Origin of the sequence: Epilithonimonas mollis, from assembly GCF_900142325.1 — a bacterium.
In the GTDB taxonomy this organism is placed as follows: Bacteria; Bacteroidota; Bacteroidia; order Flavobacteriales; family Weeksellaceae; genus Epilithonimonas; species Epilithonimonas mollis.
In genome coordinates this window covers 520,477-536,585 of sequence record NZ_FRAM01000001.1, presented here as the reverse complement: position 1 = coordinate 536,585, position 16,109 = coordinate 520,477, and the positions used below count along the sequence as shown (strand labels likewise).

Here is a 16,109-nt window from a genome sequence, read left to right as displayed (position 1 = left end):
TATAGTTGGATATAAAATCATTTTTAAATAAAAAGAAAACCTCCAGACTGTCTGAAGGTTCATATTTTACTTTCTTGGTTTCAAAGATAAATTGTCTAAGTACACTGCCTGATGCACACCATTCAGCATTACTTTCAGGCCTATATTGCTATCTTTTTTCAAAGAAATATTGAAGACTTTTTTGTCTTTCCCTATTTTTTCAGGTTTTGCGATTGTTAGGAAAGTTTTAGGATTTGAATTTTGAACAGACAGGATTTCCAGTGTTGTTTCACCACCATTATCCGTCACATCTACACTTAAAATATAATTTCCGGCCTTGATTTTTGGTGTCACAAGATACATATTTTCTTTAGGATTGGTCATCGAATAGAATATGATCTTGTTGTCACTTGCATAAAGCATAGCTTCACCTTTCCGGATCGACCAGCATTTATCAACCTCTTTCCATGAGTCAAAATTTTCTGTGATTGCAGAAACTGTTTTGCATTGCGCACTAACAGTAAGAAAACCTCCAAAAGACAAGATTCCTCCGAGTATTATTTTTTTCATTATTAATTAAATAGTATCGTGCAAAACTATTTAAAAAATGAGATTAAAACAAAGTTATTTATATTAAATCTAAATAATAGTCTGAAATAAATAATCAGCCCAGCACATCATCATTTTGTTCTTCGTGATCATCATCATTGTCGCTGGTGCTCCAGTAATTATTTTCTTCGTCTTCGGAACCTATTTCTTCCATATCATCGTCATCTTCAACACCCGGAATGTCCAGCCCTTTGTCAATTTTATCATCATCATCCGGAGTTTCTGTCAGTATTGGATTTCCGTTACCGTCCAGCGGAACCATATCTTCCTGATTAAAAATATCTTCACTAGAGTCATAATCCATTTCTCTCAGTTTTCTGTTTTGTTCGTCGATGTTGTCTTCTGGTGTCATAATATTATTTTTAGTTTGATGATGAACACAAATATAATTCCAATATGACTATTTGACTCTATAAATTAACTCAGCTTATATAAAAAACCATTCATGACTGAATGGTTTGCTTTATTATAAAAAACTGGAATCAAACGAGAACGGTAAAAGATCTCTGATTGATTTTGTTTTATAGATTTCGCCGTTCAACGATGCAAAATAAATTTCGATACCTTCTTTTTGCTTGGCCTCATATTCGAGAATCGATTGTCTGCAGGCACCACATGGCGGAATTGGGGTTGAGGTGAGTGCTTCTTTTGGTGCGCCGATCACAAAAAGTTTTTTGATTTTTACATCCGGATAATTTGCAGAAGTCCAGAAAATCGTAGTTCTTTCTGCACAAAGTCCGGACGGATACGCAGCATTTTCCTGATTACTCCCGGTAATTATTTCGCCATTTTCCAGAAGAACGGCACAGCCAACAAGGAAGTTGGAATAGGGCGCATATGCCTGTTGCCGGATTGCCTGGGCTTTGTCGAAAAGTGTTTTTTCTATATCGGTAAGATGATCGTAACTCTCGATTACTTCAAAATTGATTTTTATCTCTTTTTCCATTTTAAAAATGCAGGGCGGTAAAAATACAAGTTTTACAGTTATAAATTAACATTTATTGAAAAAAATCATCTAATGGATATGTTACGATCGTTTTTAGCACTTACTTTTTTCTTTATTATCGGATCAGCGAAGGCTCAGGATAAAATTTTCTGGAATGAAAACCGGAAACTGACGTGGGAAGATTTCCAGTCCAAGACACAGCCGAATATTTCCAAAGCTGCTGCAACAACCTTCTGCGGAATTTCATATTTACTAAACAGTCCTACCAGAAAATTTACATCAGGCGAAGTTAAGATCGAATCTTTCTTTATCCCGTCCAAATCCTGGGTTCACAGTGATCATAAGACGGATATGGTCCTTATGCATGAGCAAAGCCATTTTGATATTGCGGAATTATTTGCAAGGAGATTCAGGAAGCAGATCCGCAATAAAACGATGGATGCAAAAACGCTTCAGACATATTATGCAGAGATCTATGATGCTTATAAAGTCTATCAGCAGGATTATGAAACGGTGACCAACCATGGAAGGATCCGTGACAAACAATTAGAATATTCTCAAAAAATAGATTTGGAAATAGAACTGCTTTCAGATTTCAGAACCTGAATTTCCTGTTTTCTTTTTTCTCGGACAATTTCTTTTTGTTGTCGATACGTTTCTGGATCTGACCTTTTGAAGGTTTTGTGGCGATGCGTTTTTTCTGAATAAACAGTGACTTTTCAACCATTTCCAGCATCTTTTCTGTTACGGTTTTCTTATTTTTAAGCTGGGTCCTGCTTTCAGATGAAGTCATCTGGAGCAAACCTTCGGAATTGATTCTGTTTTTAAGTTTTTCTGAGATTCTGAGTTTTTCGTCAAAAGTAAACGACTGGCTTTCCATCACGTTCCAGATCCCTGTTACAGCGGTTTCCACCTTGTTTACGTTTTGTCCGCCCGCTCCGGATGAGCGCGAAGTCTTGTAGCTGATCTCGGCAGAAAAATCTTTCATTTTTTTAATTTATAATCCGTTTTTTCAGTTCCTGACGGTTTACTTTTCCGTTTGGCGTTCTGGGGATCTGTTCCACAAAAATAATTCCTTTCGGCTTATGAAAGCTGAATTTATAGTTTACGGATGATAGTTTTTGATACAGCGATTCTGATTCCTCACCTTCAATAATTAGAAGCAGTTTCTGTCCCAGCTTTTCGTCATCGATTCCGAGAAAAACACTTTCGTTCGTAATTTTTTGTTTCACCAGTCTTTCCAATTCTTCAGGAAAAATTTTTGCACCTCCGGAATTGATTACATTGTCAACTCTTCCAAGAAATCGGAATTGCTTATTACCATTGATCTCAACCAGATCGTTGGTCTGCAAAAGCTCCGGATTCAGCTTTGGTGCAAAAATTTTGAGACATCCTCTTTCGTCCGCAGAAATATCAATCCCTTCAAAAACATTAAACCATTCCTGCTGCTTCGGATAGATTTCCTTTAAAGCAATATGAGAAAGAGTTTCGCTCATGCCGTAAGTTTCAAAGATTCGAATCCGATAATCTGAGGATTTTAGCGTTTGAGAAATTTTACTTTTTAAAGTTTCTGAAACTGTTGCGCCACCGATAATCAAATTTTTTAATAAATGTAGTTGCTCCAGAGAGTTTTCGACCTGCAGAGGTGTCATCGCACAAAAATCTACTTCTTCTTCAAGGTTTTCCAAAGGATTGGTTGACGGTTCAACAATTTTCAGTTTTAATTGCCTTGAAATACTTCTCACAACCATCATTTTTCCGGAGATATATTCAACGGGAAGACAGAGCAGAGCCTGGTCGCCTTTTTTCAAGCCAAGAAAATCACATGTCATGTCAGCGGAATTCATCATTTTTGACTTTTCAATATTAAAAATTTTAGGTATTCCTGTCGATCCTGAAGTTTGTACCTTTACAGTTTTTGTGTCAGAATTCCATTCTTTTATAAAGTCTAAAACTTTGGTTTCAAATTCATTAGATGGGATTCGGTTGGTGTCGGATTCTTTGGAAAGGTCGATTAACATTAGCTTGAGCGAAAAATTATTTTTTAAAATTATTAATTTTTTTTCAGAAATAGTTTGGAAGTTTAAAAAAAAGCTATAAATTTGCACCACAATAAACGACAGACCCATGGTGTAACGGTAGCACTTCGGTTTTTGGTACCGCCTGTCGGGGTTCGAATCCCTGTGGGTCTACATTGTAAAATTACAACCAGTTGAAATTCAGCTGGTTGTTTTTTTGTAAAAAAGCCCGGACTTGAATCTTTTTTAATTATTTATTCAGAATTATATTTTTAATGATCGGTTCCAGATTTGTTGGCAGATCAGCATCTTTAACCTGGTAATTCCTGATGTTCATTTGATTTAGCCAATTTTCCCAATAGGTTTTGATAACATCGTCTTCAAAAGGATTTCCTTTTTCTGGATTGATTCCGATGACGATGACTTCCAGATTCTTCAGATTGTCATTGGCTTTAATGAAACCTAACCCTTTATCATCAATTTTGGTCCTGAAGTCTGGTGTGTTGAGTTTTAGTGATCTTACGAGTTCCGGCGTCAGATAAGAAGTTTTGGTTCCTTCTGTAAATTTCGAATCCTTGTGAAACATATAGCCATCTGTCAAAATAAAAAGTACATTTCTGTGTTTGTCTTTTATACAATAATCTTTGACTTTGTTTTTAAAAAATCCCCAGATATCTGAACCAACATATTTTTTATCCTCAATAGCGGATTGGTAGATTTTTCCCGGGAGGATAGTGTACTTTTCGTCCACAAGTTTAATATTTTCTTTTGAAGTGTTTTTGTCAAATGAAACTTTCAATTGTTTTGCAAACTCGTTAATTGCAGGATCAGAAGGTTCCGGATTAAAAAAAATCTGCATCTGATCATCCAGCTGAATGACCTTTTTGCTTTTTAAATGATCTGTAAAACCAGTTTTTATAGCTTTGATATATTCCAGGTCTCGCTGATAATATTCCATGGATGGATTCGGATATTTTACCGGATCGATTCTATCAGAAAGATCTATCAGAATGCTGACATTAATGTTTTTGTTGTTCACTATCGAATCGGTGTTTTGGGTTGCCCCAGCCTTCGGTTCGCTTTTTTTGCATTGAATTAAAAATAATGACAAAGTCATTAGATAATATATATATTTCATAAGTATTAGTTTTTACAGGACAGAAACGTAAACTGAATTTTGGGTGTCAGAATTGGCGCCTACTTTGTTGAGGTTATAATTGTATTGATTTTTGCATTCTTCAATTATTTCCTGTTTTACAGGATGAGAAATGGCTAATTTTTCATTGATAAAAGTGATCCAGCCCTGAACATATTCAGATGCATAAGATTTATATTCTTTTGTCGGAATGATAACCCCATCAATAATATTCTGAAGCTCTTCTATTCTGCCTTTAGCTTTGATAATCAATTCTTTGATGCTGGTGATGTTGTTTTTGATTTCTTCCAACTGTTTTTCAAAACCAGAGATTCTGTCCTGATGAATGAGAATGTCTTTCTGTTTTTTAATCTGCTCGTTCTTGATTTTATCCTTTTCTTTATGTTCTTTCATAATGAAATCGAAAACCAGTCCCCAAATAATATACACTACAAATCCCGCAAAAATGATTCCCCAAAACTGATTCTTTGTAAAAGCAATTGACAGGTCAAAAGGCGGAGAATCAAAAGTTTTATTAAGTTCATAAAGTTTGGATTCGATCTCATAGGCAAGAATGGCATCAAAAGCAAAAGTCACTACAAAAAGAAGGAGCATTTTTACATAATTCAGCCAGCTTTTAGTTTCTCCGAACATATGAATCAAATAACCCAATCCCAGGAATACAAAAGGAATCAATGTTACAAAAGCGCCTTCCAAAGGACCTTCGTCCCAAGCTTTGTTAAAAGCCTGCGCATCCAGTACACTTTGCATAATACTGACGTTCGGGTCAAAAGTCTTGAAAAAAGCTGAAAAAGAGGTAGAAATGTAAAATGTAAACAGATATAAGCTTATTGGAATCAAAAGCAACAGTCCGATCCAGAACTTAGTAGAAGCACCTTTGCTGGCATTGATGTGATAGATTTCCGGATTTCTGGGAATATCATTGATCTCAAATTTCAAAGTCTCAATTTTATTCTGAACAGCATCGATATTTTGCTGAACTTCTTTGATCTGTTCTTCCTTATTATCCAGAGAAACGGTGAGGCCTTTGATTTCGGTTTCTTTATTTTTCTGTTCGTTGATATAAGGTTCTTTCAACTTGTTTTGTTTGTCGGCCAATTCTTTTTCCTCATTCTGGAATTTGGAATAGATCGCATCCAGGCAGATTGACAGCGCTGTATGATTCCCATTGTTGAGAGAACTGTCTCTATAGCCAGATTCGTGATAAGTTCTTTTTCTGCTTTCTTCAGTAGATTCTCCATTATTAACGGTTTCAACAATTTTAAGTGGAGATTCTTCCTTTTCAGCAGGTACGGGTTTTAATCTGAAGATATTTTTGATATTACTGGTCATGATCTAGTTTTTTAAATCGTTAAAAATGTCAGTTTTGCTTTTCCCTTCTTTTACAGAATCGATAAGATAATCCACGATTTGTAATGCATTTTCTTCCATAAATCCGAACATCAAAACATACTTTTCCAAAGAAGTTCTTTCATTGGGAGAAACTTCTCCATCTGCCCATATCATGACGGTTAAATCATAGAGATAATCGATTTTTTCTTCAATGCTTTCCGGAATTGTAATTTTGGAATTCACAGGATTTAAAAGAATCTCGTCCAGCTTTTTCTGAGAAATGCCTCTGTCTTCTGCAGATTTGTAGAGCGCTTTCAGTTCGAGAGAACTAAAATTGTCATCACAGATCGCCATTTGATAAAGTCTTAGAAAATGTGCTTTCAGACTTTCGGTTGTTTCTATAGTTTCATTCATTGTTATGATTGTTTTTTGATGAAGTTTTGATAATTCTGTCTCTGCTGTATGTTTTTGGTTGCGATATAGTCTCCTGAGCAATTTCTTCGGGTTGTCTCTTCTTTTTTCTTCTGATGACAACAAGCAGCAGGAACAAAATACCGGTAACAATATCAATCGGAATCCAGATACTCTTTAAATAAAAATGAACCGGAAGGATCGGATTGAATAAAATCTGAATGGTCCCGAATACCAGAATCCAATGAAAGTCTCTCTGCCTTCCGAAATAGTACACTATAATCCCTGCAGCTATAAAAACGATGATCCTGAGAAAGGTATAATAGGGTAGCGGAAGCGGAAGAACGGCGATGAAACAGCACAAGGCACAAAATGAAAAAAAAGTCTTGTAAATGATTTCCAGATGTTTGAAACCATTTGTAGTATTGGTTGTTTCCATAATTAATTACATCCGGAACAATAACTTCTGTCTACATATTCCTTAGTGTTTCCCGACCAATAGTAACAACCGCCTCTCGGTCCAACTTCTAAAGGATAACCGTTGTAAGTACAGCCTTTTTTCTTTGAACTCGATTTTGATGATTTCTTACTTTTAGAAGAATTTTTCTTCTTCTGTTTCTTGACAAAATGTTCGGTGATTGAAGTATTACTGGTCGATGATTTGTAAATTGCCGGGATTAATATTCCTAAGGTCAATAGCATAAAAAGTAGTTTTTTCATAATGATTAGCTATAATTTTCGATGGTTTGATGAAGTTCAGATCTGTGATTATAAATCTCGTCAAGCGAATTAAGATTTATTTTCTCTCCGGAATCTTTTCCATTATGGAAAATTTCCATCAGCTTTCTATTGGTTCCGAAATGAAATCTGCAAATTGGTTTTCTGTTATTGTCATCCAATAAAATCCCAAAATAAGATTGCGTGTCTCTGTAAGCAATTCTTTCTGCCGATATTTTTTCTCTCAAAATGGCTTTTACAATTTGAAAAGCTTCCAATTCTTCATCCGTTGTTATGACTTTGGGAGTGTCGGTATTCTGGTCAATATTAGGTGTAGGAATAGTTGTTTTTTCGGTTTCAATACTGTCATTTATGACTAAAGCAGACTTCAGTCTTGAGCTGATTGATTCTGAAATTGAGATGCTCAGAGCCTTCTTCGTATATTCCTTAAAAGTGATCATTCTGCTTGCTGTAAGAGGTCTGTCAAAGAATCGGTTGACCAGTAATTTTACGATTTCATCAGAAGGATTTTCGATTTCTTTTTCAAATTCTTTTCTGATGGCTTTGATGTATTTCAAAGCTTCCGCAGAATCCAAAATCGATTCCAGATTGTAGCCGGATTTTGTAAAATTCTCAAGAACCTTGATAGAACTATCCTTCAGATCATCCAGATTGATGGTGAAAAACGGCTTCTCATCCATGATGTTCGGTTTTTCCAGATCAGTGTAGAAATTATAAATGATTCCATTGGTCAAAATACCAAATCTTGCTTTGGAAACGTGATAATAACGATGAAGTTGAGAATTATGCGCATCTGCATTTTCTTTCCAGTTTTTGCATTCTATAATAAGAATATGTTCATCATCTTTCTTGATGACAAAATCGACTTTCTCTCCTTTCTTAGTTCCTATATCAGCAATGAATTCCGGAACCACTTCCGTCGGATTAAAAATATCATATCCAAGAATCTGAATGAATGGCATTACAAATGCAGTCTTTGTGGCTTCTTCCGTTTGTATCTGATCTTTAAGACCTTTCACACGCTGATGAAGCTGTTCCAGTTTTAATTTGAGTTCCATAGTCAATTAGTTTGTTTCGTCGGTCGTTTCAGCATTTGGTGCATTTTTTTTTACAGAATCGATTCCGTCTTCCATTCCTTGTTTTGTAGAATATAACTGGCTTTTTCCAATGATTTCACCATTTCCAGCTTTCAAAACGAAATAATCTTTATTGTTTACAGCCATTCGTCTTTCAAATCTCGAATCAATTTGTGAATTGGTTTTCACTGATTCTATTCCGTTTGTACACCCGGATTTTGAAACGTAACCTTCGCTTGTTAAGATGATTTCTCCGTTGCCGGTCTTGAGGTTGAATTGATATTCCCCATCTTTTCTTTTTGTAATAATGAATTTTCCCATTGTTATTTTATTTATTTAACTATCCAAAAGTACCTCGGCTATCTATTTTTTATTTACGGAAATCCGTAAAAGCAAAAAAACTTTCAAAATCTTGAAAGTTTTTAATAAAAAGTGTTTATTTTAATCAATTAGATAATTCCGAAATCTTTGCAAAAAGCAATCAGCTGTTCATTACTTTTGATATCCAAAGATTCTTTGATGTCTTTTAATCTTTTTTCTACAGCACTCATACTGGAACGTTTGAAGTTATTCTCTTTCAAATACGCCGGGATGTTTTTGAGAAGCATTCCCGTGGCTAATAAAGAGACAATTAGTGTATCATATTCAGAAAATTCAAAAGAGTTTCTTTCCGGACTATTGGTTTTTAGATCATAAGTGATATGTTTTTCATTATTAAAGACCGCCTTTATTGCTTTTTTTAAATCCTTTACATCATCCCGTCCTTTTTTTACATATCCGTTCACATGTTGATCTGTAAAAAGTTTTTCAATAATAACTTCTTTTTTTTCGGAAGAAAAAACAATGATTTTTATATTGGGCTGGATTGCTCTGATCGCTGAGATTAATTCCTGTCCCGTATTAATATTTTGTTTTCTATAATCCTCATCAAAAGAAAGATCTGTAATTAACAACTCAAAGGTATTATTTTCATGAAGTCCGATTTTCACTCTTGCAAGCGCATCATCACAGTAACTAACATATTTTGGGTCTGATATTTTCAGGTCTTGTACAGCTTTTTGAACAGAGATGTTAGAACTTTCGTGATCTTCGGCGATAAGAATTTTTTTAAACATATGTATTTATTTTTAAACAGGAAATGAAATGTTGATTTTCAATAGATTATTTGTTTCTGTGTCAAAAATAATTGTTCCTTTTATAGCATTCATACGGTTTTCCATATTTTGCAAACCATTTTTCGGAGAATGTTTCTTTATTCCTGTTCCGTTATCTGTATATGAGATATTTATTACCGAATTTTCTTTAGAGAATTTGAGGGAAACAATGCTTGCCCGGCTGTGTTTTTTCATATTGGTCATCAATTCCTGTAGAACCAGATAGATTTCCATTTTGCTCTGAAAATTGACATCCTGCCATAGATTTTCATTATTTCCATTAAAAATTATTTTCACAGCGTTTGACGAATAAGAATTCAGCATATGATGAAGCTGTTCAGAAAAAGCCTGGTTTTCACTGATGTCTTTATTGTCGTAAGAAATATCTCTGGAAATTTCGTACACATTTTCTAAACCGAATAAAAGTGATTCTTTGTCAATTTTATCCGTGTTTTCTACTTGCGACAGGAGTTGGTAAATTCTATTAGCAACGCGGTCATGCACTTTTTTGGAATATTTGAGTTCTGTATTTTTTACTTCCAAAAGTTTTTCCTGCTGAAGTCTTTTTTGCCTTCTTTGATAATAAAAATATACAAAAATGATGAAAATAATTAATGCTGTAAGAATGATATTTCTAACAAAGATTTTAGTTTGCTTTTGCGTACTTTCTGCCTTCGCTTTCAGAAAATCGGCTTTGTTTTTCTCTGTCTCATAGCGGATTAATGCGAACTGATTCTTTGCCTTATTTCGTGATGTCTGGAGGCTGTCATTAAGCTTTTGATAAATATTGAAGTATTGTTTGGAATTTTTTGGAGTTTCCAGAGAAATTAATTTCTGCAGCGCTTCAGCCTTATCGTCAGGACTTTTTAATTTTTTAGAAATGTCGTACATCTTTCTGGCATAAGTCAGTGCAGAATCTGGCTGTTTATTGGTATAATAATCAGCAAAGTGTGCATAACTGGAGTTCAGACCCCAGTTGTCATGTTCTTTTGATCTTATTTTTAAGGCATGCTGAAATTCCGGGATTGGATTATAATTCTGGTTTTGAAGCCATTTGGTAAGGGCAAGATTCGTGAGCGTTCTTGCATAACCGATTTTGTTTTTTTTGCTTTCATTTATAATGGATTTATAAATTTCTAAAGCTTCCGGATAGTCATTATCTCTCCTGTAGTTGTTGGCGAGATTATTTTGGTAGATGATCTTATCATCGGGATTATCAGTGAAAAGCAGAGCCTGTTTATAAAATTCTATAGCCTTTTTGTAATTTTCCAGCTTGCTGGATATAATTCCTAATGTGTTATAATTAATGGATAAATATATTCTGTTTGTACTGTCTTTTTTATTCAGATAATGAATTGCAGAAATGCCTGTTTCCTGACTGCCGAAATAATCACCGTATTTTTCCTGTATAATGGCCATGTTCACCATGCATTTGGCAGCACCCAAGCTGTCCTTCTGCTGAAGGAAAAAATCTTTGGCTTTATAAAAATATGAGAACGAACTGTCTACATTGCCCTTTTCTCTGTATTCAAATGCTTTTTCATAAAAAGGATTAATAATTTCTTTATCCTGCGGTATTTTATTTTCACAAGAATAAATGAATATGAGTAGTAAAAATGTAAAAATTTTCAAGTTTTTAGTTTTCATCGAATTTAAAAAAAATTAGCGAAAGAATATTCCTTCGCTAATTATTTTCATCAGTTAATGATGGAATCGATTATCCGCCGATAATTTTTGGAGGGACTGGATGTCCGTCGTCTCCACCGGTACCACCCGGATTCGGGTTTACAATTCCGGGCGTATTCCCGTCATTTCCACAGTTTGAAGTCGTCGTGCCGGAAGGATTTGAAATTAATCCCAAAAATATTAAAAGTAAGTTTAACATGATTTTAAAATTTAAAAATTGACATTCGTGTTCTTCCTCGCGAAACAGATCACGAGCAGGTTTCCACAGTTTGAAAAAGAAGCGCTTCTTAAATTTTTGGGAAGAGACCTTCAAAAACGGAAGAGAAATAACTGCTTCCCAAATCAGAGATTTTCCTCCGCTTTATCAGGTTGTTTTTTGAGATCAGTTTTGTAACTTTGTTTTGTAATGTTTTGTTTATCACTGATTTCTGAAGCAAAGATGCGGACGAATTGAAAGCGAGGGTGAGAAAGTTTTTAGAAATTTTCTGGAAACTTTTTTAATTGAAATACGGAAATCCGTAAAGAGGATTTTTAGAAAAATTATAATTTTCCAACTAATAATCATTTATATGTCAAAATTTTTACCTGAGAAAAGAAAGTTAATCGAGGATGTTTTTGAAAAGGCTTCTGCCGAAACCACGGAAAAATCTTTTAGCGGAATTCTCAAATTTTTAGAAAGGACTTTACTGGATGATTTTAAGATAATTTTGAGCTATAGAACATTTGAAACATATTATAATCATTTGGTTAAAAATGATGAAGATTACAATATAAAACCTTTGATACTTGACGACCTGAGCGTCTATTTGGGCTATAATAATTTTAAAGAATACTGTGCAGAATGGAAAACTGTGGAGTATTCCGTAAAAGAGTCGATCTCAAAAGTGGTTATAAATGTCATCAATAAACCACTGCTGAAGATTCCGGAATTTTTGACAAAACACAGTAATTTCGGGATCATAGGGGTTTTAATATTGGGAAGTTTTTTTATAAGAAATAAGTTTTATAAAGCTGAAGCTGAACCTCAAAAAATATCAGAAACAGATACCATGATTTTGAAACAAAAGCCTTTTGAGCAGGTTTCTGCTAGTCAGTCTGTCATTTATGTGCCTCAGAAATTAATAAATATTCCAAAGGAAAAACCGGAAATATTGGACTTGAAACAATGTATGTATTGGAATGGAAATGAATACATCCCTGAAGATTGTAATGATACAAGAGACGGACTGGTAGCAATTGATATGAAAAAGGTGGATCATTTTAAGAAAATTATGAGACCGGATACAATTACTTCGATAAAAAATATCTGGTACTCCAAACATAAGAATGTTGTGGAATTTTTCACAGCGGATGGAATCAACCCCGAAAATCATAAGTCACTCAATCCGCTTACTGAGTATATGCTGGAAAACTATATTACCAAATAAAACCCAAATACAATTTTTTTTTTTCAGTCATAGTTCTTTTAAATTTCATAAAAAATTACCGGGAAAATTAATATTAATATAATAGTATTAAATTATTGACTTTTATTTTATCTTTTTTTATTTCATAATTTATACTTTTGCCAAAACAAAAGGAAGTATATGAAGAGATTTTTTGGAATTTTAGGGTTAGTTACCGTGTCAATGGTTTATTCTCAGTCTTTCGGAGTCAAGGGCGGTGTTAATATCTCTACAGTAAGCAAGGAGAACGGTTGGAGTGATACGAATTCTAAAATTGGCTATTATGCAGGTGCTTATATGCATGCGCAGGTCAATTCTGTTTTCAGTATTCAGCCGGAATTGATTTACAACAACATGGGCGTGAAGTACGAAAACGGGAAAACATCGCATACTCTCAATCTGGATTATATTGCGATGCCGATTATGTTTCAGTTTGAACCTATTCCTAAATTCTATCTGGAAGCAGGTCCTCAACTGGGTTTTTTGGTTAGCAATAAAAACAAATATGAAACTGACAACAAAACGATCATAGAGAAAGATAAGGACGCCTATAATCAATTTGACCTGAGTGTCGGTCTGGGACTGGGTTACAAATTTAACAATATGGCCATTGGTGTAAGATATCTTGCAGGCTTTACCGATATCAAGAAAAACGGTTCCACAAGCTGGAATAACAGTGATAAGCAATTGCGCAATAACGGATTGCAGATTGGATTGCAATTTGGCTTATAAATTAAAAAACCAACTTCAATAGAAGTTGGTTTTTTGTTATCAGTGATCTGGTGCTTATTTTACAATAAGATTTTTACTCGTTGTTTCTCCGTTGCTGGAAACAACCATTCTGTAGGTTCCTGTTTTAAGACGGGAGATATTGATTTGTGTTTTTTCATTTTCAAGATTTCCGCCGGAGATTAGTTTCCCCGAAAGGTCAATTATCTGATAAGTTGCACCTTTGTAAACTTTCGTTAATGAGATGTTCACTTCACCTTTAGCAGGATTAGGATAGATTGCAAAGCTTTTGCTAAGTGCAGATTCATTCACTGCCATGTTTTTACTGATGTTAAATCTTGCTGAATTAACTGCAAAATAAATATTTCCAACCGCTTTGACCATTATTCTTGCGTTGCTGTTATCTTCATTTGGTAAAGTGATAACTGCACTTCCGTTATTAGGAACACTTTCTGCCAGAACAACCGGGAATGTTAATCCATTATCAGAAGATATAAGGATCTTAACGTTCTGAGTGCTGATTGGTGCTTCTGTTGTTCCCGCAACGTCCCAGGTCACATTCAGCTGAGATCCACCAACATAGTTTGCTGCAGCGGTCTGTGATGTAACTTTAAAAGGTCCTGAACTGGTTGTATTTACTGACATATTGGCTCTCGCCGCCTGATTTCCTGTAGCTTTATTATCATTTACGAAAACTGAGAAGTTAAGCGTTCTGGCCACAGTCGGGATTACCTCCCACGTTGGTGCAAGATTTCCTGCGGAAACAGCAGTCATTACAGGAAAATAACGTTCATTGGTAGTTTTAGGAAAATACGATCTGAAGACAGCGCCAGTAGTTTGTGTAGAACTCGGAGCGGTGGAAGTGGTTGAGTTTTTTGTGTTGGTCTGCTCCCAAAGGTAAGTTAAAGCATCGCCATCCGGGTCTGTTGCATTTGCAGAAAGTACGAATGCAGTTCCGTTTGGAATACTATAACTAGTTAATGGCTCAATAACCGGAACACGATTATTGTTTGGTGTTTTAACGGCACAGCCAGCTCCAGTTCCAGTCGTGATATTGCTGTACATTTGGTTCACACTTACAACATGGAAATAAGCATCACTACGGGATTGAATATTCGGAGCACAGATTCCTGCATAAGCCATAATCGTGCTTCCGCTGCCTGGTTCTACAGAAGTTGCTGCAGTTCTGTTATTTCCACATGAGTTATCAAACGTATGTTGTGCGCCCCACTGATGTCCCATCTCGTGCGCTACATAATCAATATCAAAAGCATCATTGATAGGTGCGCCTCTGCCTGTAACACCTCTTGCTTTACTGCCTGTACAAGGCGATCTAAGCTGTGCAATACCGCCGCCGCCTGTACTGAAAATGTGTCCTATGTCATAAGCTGAGCTACCTATAGTCTGATCAATAAATGCCTGATTTTCATCAAGAAGAATTTCTCCGTCATTATTTGTAAACCCTGGTCCATAAGCATCCACATCAACAGAAATCAAAAGATCATTGTTAGCGATCATAGTCATTGTAAGAGAGATTGTTTTCTCATAGATTCCGTTGACTCTGGTCATGGATGTGTTCATAGCTGCAAGAACAGCCGCTTTTTTCTGTTCTGTAGTTCCACCGCTTAAACCGGCTCTGTTGATATGATAGTTAGAATATTCAACAGTGGAAGATAACGCTAACCTGTAGTTTCTCCACTGCCCGTCCTGTACAAGAGAAGCTTCATTGGGCGCAAGAGATGGTTCAGCACCGGAATCCTTGTATCCGCAAACAAATTTTTCATTGTCAGATAACAGATCCTCACGGTTATAAATAATATAAGTTGATTTATCTTTGGTGTATGTATCAAGATATGCCGTTTTTCCAGCATTGAAATACATTACATTAATACCGTCATAAGGCGATATACTGAAACGGATTGAGTTCCCTGTATTTCCTTTTTCATAGCCGACATACGATCTGATATCAGAATATTTTGCCTGTAAAACAGGATCCATGACAGACGCTTCCTGAATCACATAATCCACTAATTTCCCTTCTGTGGTTGGGAATTTTAATATCAAAGATTCATCGTTGGAAAAACGTTCAGGTGCTTTTGAAAGATCAGCCTTGATTTCATCAACATTCACCTGGTATAAATGGTATTTTACAGGAGCAGCCGTTTTATCATAAACAGCAGTCCTGCTGCTGATACCTGATACCTGCTTCCAGTAATTTTTCTGCGAGAATAGCATTCCTGAGAAAACTACTGCTGCGGAAATAAGTAATTTTTTATTCATTGTTAAAATATTTAAGTTGTTTTAATTTCTAATTGTTCAAAGCTGTTGCTTTTATTTATTTTGATTATACTTGCCGGATTGTTTTTTTTCTTGAATTCAGGGTTGTCAAAGGTTTCAATGTCAATATTAAGTTTTTGTCCCGTCTGTAAGATTCTGGATACAGAAAAATCCGATTTCTCAATTTTTGGCTGAATTACGATATAGGATTCATTCTCATCATAAGACGGAATAGGATTCTTTCTGGGCAAAGGATTATTCTGATTGATTACTTTATAAATACTGTTGATCTCTGCCTGCGATTTCAGAATCCGGTATTCAGAATCAATCAGTTTTACATTCACATGGTTTACCTCTTCGAATTCAACAGTAGACGCCTGGCTCATCGGTGTTGTTTCAGTTTTATTTAAAGAACAGGAAATCATACCGATAAATATTATTGATAATATAATATTAGGTACTTTCATATTGTTTGCATTCATCAGCTGATAAAAATAAAAAAAAACAACCAAATGACCTCATTTGATTGTTTTTTTAACATTTTAAAGTTTAA

20 protein-coding genes and 1 tRNA gene are annotated in these 16,109 nt (G+C 35.1%); 4 read left to right on the top strand and 17 right to left on the bottom strand.

Features of this window, described 5'->3' with window-relative positions:
• Positions 1 to 66: 66 nt before the first annotated feature.
• The 3 genes from BUA97_RS02375 to cdd form a co-directional block, all read right to left on the bottom strand.
• A complete protein-coding gene (locus BUA97_RS02375; protein WP_072996255.1) occupies positions 67 to 549 on the bottom strand; it encodes a hypothetical protein in 483 nt (160 codons plus the stop codon).
• A gap of 94 nt (positions 550 to 643) precedes the next feature.
• Positions 644 to 940 (bottom strand): hypothetical protein, encoded by a 297-nt coding sequence (locus tag BUA97_RS02370; RefSeq protein ID WP_072996254.1) that lies wholly within the window; start codon positions 938 to 940, stop codon positions 644 to 646.
• A 114-nt stretch (positions 941 to 1,054) separates the two neighbouring features.
• Complete coding sequence (gene cdd, locus BUA97_RS02365; RefSeq protein WP_072996253.1) at positions 1,055 to 1,534, bottom strand: cytidine deaminase; 480 nt, start codon at positions 1,532 to 1,534, stop codon at positions 1,055 to 1,057.
• 72 nt (positions 1,535 to 1,606) lie between these two features.
• On the opposite strand from cdd, the gene BUA97_RS02360 reads away from it, so the two are divergent.
• Positions 1,607 to 2,140: a DUF922 domain-containing protein gene (locus tag BUA97_RS02360; protein WP_072996252.1), complete on the top strand. Its 534-nt coding sequence runs from the start codon at positions 1,607 to 1,609 to the stop codon at positions 2,138 to 2,140.
• Here BUA97_RS02360 and arfB read toward each other — a convergent pair.
• Together arfB and BUA97_RS02350 are read right to left on the bottom strand one after the other, a co-directional pair.
• A complete protein-coding gene (gene arfB / locus BUA97_RS02355) occupies positions 2,130 to 2,522 on the bottom strand; it encodes an alternative ribosome rescue aminoacyl-tRNA hydrolase ArfB (protein ID WP_072996251.1) in 393 nt (130 codons plus the stop codon). The two genes, BUA97_RS02360 and arfB, sit on opposite strands and share 11 nt — an antisense overlap.
• Before the next feature lie 4 nt (positions 2,523 to 2,526).
• Complete coding sequence (locus tag BUA97_RS02350; RefSeq protein ID WP_072996250.1) at positions 2,527 to 3,555, bottom strand: AMP-binding protein; 1,029 nt, start codon at positions 3,553 to 3,555, stop codon at positions 2,527 to 2,529.
• A 100-nt stretch (positions 3,556 to 3,655) separates the two neighbouring features.
• Here BUA97_RS02350 and BUA97_RS02345 point away from each other — a divergent pair.
• A tRNA-Gln gene (locus BUA97_RS02345) sits at positions 3,656 to 3,726 on the top strand.
• A gap of 76 nt (positions 3,727 to 3,802) precedes the next feature.
• Here the strand turns inward: BUA97_RS02345 and BUA97_RS02340 are convergent.
• From BUA97_RS02340 to BUA97_RS17085, 10 genes are all read right to left on the bottom strand, one after another.
• Complete coding sequence (locus BUA97_RS02340) at positions 3,803 to 4,690, bottom strand: hypothetical protein (protein WP_072996249.1); 888 nt, start codon at positions 4,688 to 4,690, stop codon at positions 3,803 to 3,805.
• A gap of 12 nt (positions 4,691 to 4,702) precedes the next feature.
• Positions 4,703 to 6,040, bottom strand: a complete 1,338-nt coding sequence (locus BUA97_RS02335) for a coiled-coil domain-containing protein (protein ID WP_072996248.1) — start codon at positions 6,038 to 6,040, stop codon at positions 4,703 to 4,705.
• A 3-nt stretch (positions 6,041 to 6,043) separates the two neighbouring features.
• Entirely contained in the window at positions 6,044 to 6,454 is a 411-nt protein-coding gene (locus tag BUA97_RS02330) for a hypothetical protein (RefSeq protein WP_072996247.1), read from the bottom strand.
• Positions 6,447 to 6,890, bottom strand: coding sequence for a DUF6804 family protein (locus BUA97_RS02325; protein ID WP_072996246.1), 444 nt, complete (start codon positions 6,888 to 6,890; stop codon positions 6,447 to 6,449). Before BUA97_RS02325 ends, BUA97_RS02330 begins: the two co-directional genes overlap by 8 nt.
• A gap of 2 nt (positions 6,891 to 6,892) precedes the next feature.
• On the bottom strand, positions 6,893 to 7,171 hold the full coding sequence (locus BUA97_RS02320; RefSeq protein WP_139258192.1) for a hypothetical protein: 279 nt from the start codon (positions 7,169 to 7,171) through the stop codon (positions 6,893 to 6,895).
• Positions 7,172 to 7,176: 5 nt separating this feature from the next.
• Positions 7,177 to 8,247, bottom strand: coding sequence for a type I restriction endonuclease (locus tag BUA97_RS02315; protein ID WP_072996244.1), 1,071 nt, complete (start codon positions 8,245 to 8,247; stop codon positions 7,177 to 7,179).
• A gap of 6 nt (positions 8,248 to 8,253) precedes the next feature.
• Positions 8,254 to 8,586: a YegP family protein gene (locus BUA97_RS02310; RefSeq protein WP_072996243.1), complete on the bottom strand. Its 333-nt coding sequence runs from the start codon at positions 8,584 to 8,586 to the stop codon at positions 8,254 to 8,256.
• Between the two features lie 128 nt (positions 8,587 to 8,714).
• Positions 8,715 to 9,380 carry a response regulator gene (locus tag BUA97_RS02305; RefSeq protein ID WP_072996242.1) on the bottom strand — a complete coding sequence of 222 codons (666 nt, stop codon included), beginning with the start codon at positions 9,378 to 9,380 and terminating at the stop codon, positions 8,715 to 8,717.
• 12 nt (positions 9,381 to 9,392) lie between these two features.
• The gene (locus BUA97_RS02300; RefSeq protein WP_084081235.1) at positions 9,393 to 11,066 is read right to left on the bottom strand and encodes a tetratricopeptide repeat-containing sensor histidine kinase; all 1,674 of its coding nucleotides are present in this window, start codon (positions 11,064 to 11,066) and stop codon (positions 9,393 to 9,395) included.
• A gap of 70 nt (positions 11,067 to 11,136) precedes the next feature.
• Complete coding sequence (locus BUA97_RS17085) at positions 11,137 to 11,304, bottom strand: hypothetical protein (protein ID WP_175546163.1); 168 nt, start codon at positions 11,302 to 11,304, stop codon at positions 11,137 to 11,139.
• 370 nt (positions 11,305 to 11,674) lie between these two features.
• Between BUA97_RS17085 and BUA97_RS02295 the strand changes: the two genes are divergently transcribed.
• Both BUA97_RS02295 and BUA97_RS02290 read left to right on the top strand, forming a co-directional pair.
• On the top strand, positions 11,675 to 12,532 hold the full coding sequence (locus BUA97_RS02295) for a hypothetical protein (protein ID WP_072996241.1): 858 nt from the start codon (positions 11,675 to 11,677) through the stop codon (positions 12,530 to 12,532).
• A 159-nt stretch (positions 12,533 to 12,691) separates the two neighbouring features.
• Positions 12,692 to 13,282: a porin family protein gene (locus BUA97_RS02290; protein WP_072996240.1), complete on the top strand. Its 591-nt coding sequence runs from the start codon at positions 12,692 to 12,694 to the stop codon at positions 13,280 to 13,282.
• Between the two features lie 54 nt (positions 13,283 to 13,336).
• Here the strand turns inward: BUA97_RS02290 and BUA97_RS02285 are convergent, their stop codons facing one another.
• On the bottom strand, positions 13,337 to 15,559 hold the full coding sequence (locus tag BUA97_RS02285) for a zinc-dependent metalloprotease (RefSeq protein WP_072996239.1): 2,223 nt from the start codon (positions 15,557 to 15,559) through the stop codon (positions 13,337 to 13,339).
• Between the two features lie 11 nt (positions 15,560 to 15,570).
• Entirely contained in the window at positions 15,571 to 16,023 is a 453-nt protein-coding gene (locus BUA97_RS02280; protein ID WP_139258190.1) for a hypothetical protein, read from the bottom strand.
• Positions 16,024 to 16,109: the final 86 nt, after the last annotated feature.

Coding starts and splice junctions, on each gene's coding strand:
- BUA97_RS02375 (WP_072996255.1), bottom strand. CDS start 549: ATGAAAAAAATAATACTCGGAGGAATCTTGTCTTTTGGAGGTTTTCTT.
- BUA97_RS02370 (WP_072996254.1), bottom strand. CDS start 940: ATGACACCAGAAGACAACATCGACGAACAAAACAGAAAACTGAGAGAA.
- cdd (WP_072996253.1), bottom strand. CDS start 1,534: ATGGAAAAAGAGATAAAAATCAATTTTGAAGTAATCGAGAGTTACGAT.
- BUA97_RS02360 (WP_072996252.1), top strand. CDS start 1,607: ATGGATATGTTACGATCGTTTTTAGCACTTACTTTTTTCTTTATTATC.
- arfB (WP_072996251.1), bottom strand. CDS start 2,522: ATGAAAGATTTTTCTGCCGAGATCAGCTACAAGACTTCGCGCTCATCC.
- BUA97_RS02350 (WP_072996250.1), bottom strand. CDS start 3,555: ATGTTAATCGACCTTTCCAAAGAATCCGACACCAACCGAATCCCATCT.
- BUA97_RS02340 (WP_072996249.1), bottom strand. CDS start 4,690: ATGAAATATATATATTATCTAATGACTTTGTCATTATTTTTAATTCAA.
- BUA97_RS02335 (WP_072996248.1), bottom strand. CDS start 6,040: ATGACCAGTAATATCAAAAATATCTTCAGATTAAAACCCGTACCTGCT.
- BUA97_RS02330 (WP_072996247.1), bottom strand. CDS start 6,454: ATGAATGAAACTATAGAAACAACCGAAAGTCTGAAAGCACATTTTCTA.
- BUA97_RS02325 (WP_072996246.1), bottom strand. CDS start 6,890: ATGGAAACAACCAATACTACAAATGGTTTCAAACATCTGGAAATCATT.
- BUA97_RS02320 (WP_139258192.1), bottom strand. CDS start 7,171: ATGAAAAAACTACTTTTTATGCTATTGACCTTAGGAATATTAATCCCG.
- BUA97_RS02315 (WP_072996244.1), bottom strand. CDS start 8,247: ATGGAACTCAAATTAAAACTGGAACAGCTTCATCAGCGTGTGAAAGGT.
- BUA97_RS02310 (WP_072996243.1), bottom strand. CDS start 8,586: ATGGGAAAATTCATTATTACAAAAAGAAAAGATGGGGAATATCAATTC.
- BUA97_RS02305 (WP_072996242.1), bottom strand. CDS start 9,380: ATGTTTAAAAAAATTCTTATCGCCGAAGATCACGAAAGTTCTAACATC.
- BUA97_RS02300 (WP_084081235.1), bottom strand. CDS start 11,066: ATGAAAACTAAAAACTTGAAAATTTTTACATTTTTACTACTCATATTC.
- BUA97_RS17085 (WP_175546163.1), bottom strand. CDS start 11,304: ATGTTAAACTTACTTTTAATATTTTTGGGATTAATTTCAAATCCTTCC.
- BUA97_RS02295 (WP_072996241.1), top strand. CDS start 11,675: ATGTCAAAATTTTTACCTGAGAAAAGAAAGTTAATCGAGGATGTTTTT.
- BUA97_RS02290 (WP_072996240.1), top strand. CDS start 12,692: ATGAAGAGATTTTTTGGAATTTTAGGGTTAGTTACCGTGTCAATGGTT.
- BUA97_RS02285 (WP_072996239.1), bottom strand. CDS start 15,559: ATGAATAAAAAATTACTTATTTCCGCAGCAGTAGTTTTCTCAGGAATG.
- BUA97_RS02280 (WP_139258190.1), bottom strand. CDS start 16,023: ATGAAAGTACCTAATATTATATTATCAATAATATTTATCGGTATGATT.